The organism is Microbacterium sp. Bi128 (assembly GCF_918698205.1).
The window spans coordinates 1-4,631 of sequence record NZ_CAKKMM010000330.1; the positions used below are offsets into that span (position 1 = coordinate 1).

At 68.7% G+C, this 4,631-nt stretch carries 2 protein-coding genes and 1 pseudogene; 1 reads left to right on the forward strand and 2 read right to left on the reverse strand.

The annotated features are described in order from the left end of the window. On the forward strand, window positions 1-2,992 hold a 2,992-nt coding region (locus LQV45_RS18255; protein ID WP_230008237.1), incomplete at its 5' end, for a DEAD/DEAH box helicase. 36 nt (window positions 2,993-3,028) lie between these two features. Here the strand turns inward: LQV45_RS18255 and LQV45_RS18260 are convergent. Next, window positions 3,029-3,496: a hypothetical protein gene (locus LQV45_RS18260; protein WP_230008238.1), complete on the reverse strand. Its 468-nt coding sequence runs from the start codon at window positions 3,494-3,496 to the stop codon at window positions 3,029-3,031. A gap of 9 nt (window positions 3,497-3,505) precedes the next feature. Then, a pseudogene (locus LQV45_RS18265) lies at window positions 3,506-4,631 on the reverse strand (histamine oxidase); the annotation flags it as partial.

Here is a 4,631-nt window from a genome sequence, read left to right on the forward strand (position 1 = left end):
CCCGGGGATCACGCCGTCCGCCAACGGCACCCCGCTGGCGCTCCAGTTCGACGTCGAGGAACCCGCCCCGCACTTTTCCTACACGGGCCGCCGCGACCCGCTCCGCAGCGTCCGCCAGCTCAAGGCACGCCCCGTCATCATGGGCGCCAAGGGCAAGTGGATCCGCGGCGACGTCTCCTGGAGCACGCTGAGCTACCTGAACTACCGGCGCGAATGCAACGAGGCGCACGTCGAGTGGATGCAGGAATTCCTCGCCTCGCACACCGCTGTGGCAAACCGCCAGCACTCCGGCACCGGACTGTGGCTGGGACTGAACACCTATGCCGGCAAGAACCTCTGGAGCCTGCTGTCCCAGGCCCAGAAAATCGGCGTCGCCCTGGTGCACAGCCGCGGCACGGAGCCGGTGCGCCTGGTCGAGCAGCCTGCCGCCGTCGGGCTGAACCTGGCGCGCATCGGCACCGGCGGGGACGACGGCGGTCTGGAGCTCGCGCCGACCATCACGGTCGAAGGTGAGGTGGTGGATCCGGCGTCGGTCGGGACCATCGGCCGCCCGGCGCACGGAATCTTCCTGGCGTCCGGCGGCGGCGCCCTGCCCGGTACCGCCCCCGCCGACCCCGTCATCACCCTCGCCCCGCTGGAAAGCGGTCTCAGCGAGGAACTGCTGACCTTCGTCACGGGCGGGACCACCCTGCACATCCCCGCACGGGACGAAAGCCGCTTCCTGACCGGGTTCTACCCCAAGCTCAAGCAAACCGCCCGGGTTACCGCCTCCGACGAGTCGGTGGAACTGCCCACGCTCGCCGTCCCCACACTGTCCCTGCTGGCCAATTACGGGGCCGACCACCGGGTCCGGCTGCATTGGGAATGGCACTACACGTCCGGAAACCTCGTCACGGCGCAGCCGCTGTGGCGGCACCCGGGCGATCACGGCTACCGGGACGACCCGGCCGAGGCTCGCATCCTCGAGGCGGTCGGGCAGCCCTGGGACGTCGTGCCTGCCCTGGGCGAATCCGCGACCGGCGGCTGGGGCACGCCGCGCCTGGCGGCCACGGCAGAGCTGGCCGGACTGGACACCCTCGCCTTCACCGAGGACGTGCTCCCCCGGCTCCGCGACCTCCCCGACGTCTCCGTGGATACCTCCGGCGAGATTGCGGACTACCGCGAAGCCGACGAGGCCCCGGTGGTGGCGATCTCCACAAAGGCGACGGACAGCCGCGACTGGTTCGATCTGGGCATCGTCATCACCCTGGAGGGCCAGCCGGTTTCCTTCGCGGCACTGTTTTCCGCCCTCGCCGCCGGCCAGACCCGCATGCTGCTCCCCAGCGGGGCGTACTTCGCGCTGGACCTGCCGGAGCTGCACCAGCTGCGGGCCCTGATCGACGAGGCCCGCTCCCTGCAGGACAACCCCGGCGACAAGGACGCCCCGCTGCAGATCAGCCGCTTCCAGGCCGGGCTGTGGGACGAGCTCGCACACCTGGGCATCGTGGATGAACAGGCCGCGGCGTGGCGCGAGTCCGTGGGCGGTCTGCTTGAAGGTGGCATCAAGGGCCTTCCGCTGCCCGGGTCGCTGAACGCCGAGCTGCGCCCGTACCAGCTGGAGGGCTTCAACTGGCTGAGCTTCCTGTACCGCCACGGCCTCGGCGGCGTGCTGGCCGACGACATGGGCCTGGGCAAGACCGTCCAGGCCCTCGCACTGATCTGCGCCGCAAAAGACGCCGCCGCAGGCGATGAAGCCGGGCCCGGGTCCGGGGCCGCCCCGTTCCTCGTCGTCGCCCCCACTTCCGTGGTGGGCAACTGGGAGGCGGAAACGGCACGGTTCGCGCCCGGGCTCAGCGTGCGCGCCATCGGCGAAACCTTCGCCAAGAGCGGCTCGCACCCGGCCGAGGCGATGGCCGGAGCGGACATCATCATCACCTCCTACGCCCTGTTCCGGATCGACTACGAGGCCTACGCCTCCCAGACCTGGGCCGGGCTGGTCCTGGACGAGGCCCAGTTCGTCAAGAACCACCAGTCCAAGGCCTACCAGTGCGCCCGCAAACTGCCCGCCGCCTTCAAACTCGCCATCACCGGCACGCCGCTGGAGAACAACCTGATGGAGTTCTGGGCACTGACCTCGATCGTGGCTCCCGGGCTCTTTTCCAGCCCCAAACGGTTCGCCGAGTATTACCAGAAGCCGGTGGAGAAGAACGGTGACAAGGGGCAGCTGGACAAGCTCCGGCGGCGCGTCCGGCCGCTCATGATGCGGCGCACCAAGGAACAGGTCATCAGTGACCTGCCGCCCAAGCAGGAACAGATCCTGGAAGTCGTGCTGAACCCGCGGCACCAGAAGGTCTACCAGACCCACCTGCAGCGGGAGCGCCAGAAGATCCTGGGCCTGATTGAGGACGTCAACAAGAACAGGTTCACCATCTTCCAGTCGCTGACCCTGCTCCGACAGCTGAGCCTGGATCCCTCGCTGATCGATCCCTCCCTGTCCGGGGTGCGTTCCAGCAAGCTCGATGTCCTGTTCGAGCAGCTCGCGGACCTGGTGGCCGAAGGGCACCGGGCCCTGATCTTCAGCCAGTTCACCGGTTTCCTGGGCAAGGTCCGGGAGCGCCTGGTCGAGGAGAACATCGAGTTCTGCTACCTCGACGGCGGCACACGCAACCGCACCGACGTCGTGAACGAGTTCAAGAACGGCGCCGCACCGGTGTTCCTCATCAGCCTCAAGGCCGGCGGCTTCGGCCTGAACCTCACCGAGGCCGACTACGTGTTCCTGCTGGACCCGTGGTGGAACCCGGCATCGGAGGCCCAGGCCGTGGACCGGACCCACCGGATCGGCCAGGCCCGGAACGTCATGGTCTACCGGCTGGTCGCCAAGGACACGATCGAGGAGAAGGTCATGGCGCTCAAGGCGAAAAAATCCCAGCTCTTCGCCGACGTCATGGAAGGCGACGCACTCACCGGCGGCGCCCTGACGGCGGAGGACCTGGCGGGGCTGTTCAACGACTGACGCTGACCAACCCGGAAGCAGCGCTTCAGCTGCGCTTCAACCAAGATACGGCCGACCGGGGTCCGCCCGCAGCCGGGCCAGCAGCGTCGCGGCGATTAGCGCCGTCGTCATTTCCAGCGCGATGACTGCCAGCAGCGCCCCGGAACCCGACGGCGCCGCGCCGGCCCCTGCGGCCACTGCGGCGGTTCCATGGTGACTGTGGCCCGTGCCGCCGGCTCCCGTGCCGAGGAGCAGGACCGCGTGAACCGCGGTCATGGCCAGCGCCGCGGCCATCACCTGGCGAAGGGCCCTGAGCCTGCCGTGGCGCCAGATGTGCACGGCGCACGGCAGGCACACTGCCACCATGGCGAGCATGAGCACGTTCAGCCAGGTCCCGTGCTGGTTCCCGGCGGCCAGCCACAGATGCGCGAGGCACGACGCCGCGGTCACGGCGGCGCAGATCCGGGAATGGAAGACGACGCCGGCGGGGCCGGCCCGGCGGCCCAAGCTGGCTGCGACACTCACGGCGTCGGCCTAGCTGTGGCAGTGTGCGCCGGCGTCGCCATCGCCATGGCAGCCAGAGGACTGTTGAGCGTTGGCCGGCACGTCCAGCACGGGGCTGCGGTCGAAGAAGCCCTCGGGCCGGAGCTTGAAGCCGACCGTGTCCACCGGCATGATGGGCCAGTCCTCCGGACGCGGGAAGTGGGTCAGGCCGAAGGTGTGCCACACCACGATGTCCTGGCCGTCGATGTCGCGGTCCTGGGCAATGTAGGCCGGCAGGCCTGCTCCCCCGGCGTGCTGGTTGACGAAGTCGCCCGTGGGGTACCGCTCCTCCTCCGCGAACCGCGTGACCCACAGGTCCTTCGTGGCAAAGGCGGCGCGCCGGGCGATGGAGGACTCCGGGTCTGCCAGGAGAGTGGGCTGGCCCTGGGCGTGGAGCTTGTATCCCACGGGATCGCCCAAGCGGTTGCGTGATTCCGGGTTGGAAATGATCCAGGTCCGGCCGCTGCGCGCGTCGGCTTCCCGGACGGCTTCCGACTCGCGCGCCAGGACAGTCCGCTTCCGTGAGAACGCGTTGCCGCGTTCGTTGCCCTCGCCCATTCCCTGGCGGACCACATCCTCTTCCTCGACCCGGTTGGTGAGGCCGTCGACCGCCATGTCCAGCCGCGCGCTGAACAGGTGCTGGTGGTACGGGGCGCCCAGGCCCGGAGCCAGTTGGGAGATATTGGCCGAGCCGCCTTCGGGGTAGGCGGAGGTGAAGACCACGCCGGTGGCCTTGGCCTCGAACTCGATGGTGCCGTCGAGGTAGAGGTACCAGTAGAAGCCGTAGTCGTAGTTACCGATGGTGGTGAAGAACGAGATCACCAGGCGGCGGTTGCGGCGGGTGTAGTTGATGCCCGTCCAGAGGTCGCTGTGCTTGGCCAGGATCCCCCAGTCTTCCTCGTGCATGCAGATGCCGTTGCGGATCTCGCGGGGGTTGCCGAAGGCGTCGCTGATGACGGGGCTGAGGTAGGTGATCTCGCCGAGGCAGTCGCAGCCCAGTTCCAGGGAGTTGGCGTACTGGCCCACGAGGTATTCGCCGGTGTCGAAGTAGTTCTGCCACGACCGGATCGGCGACGGGTCCCCGTACGGGACCACCATTTCGGCGATCGATGCGCGG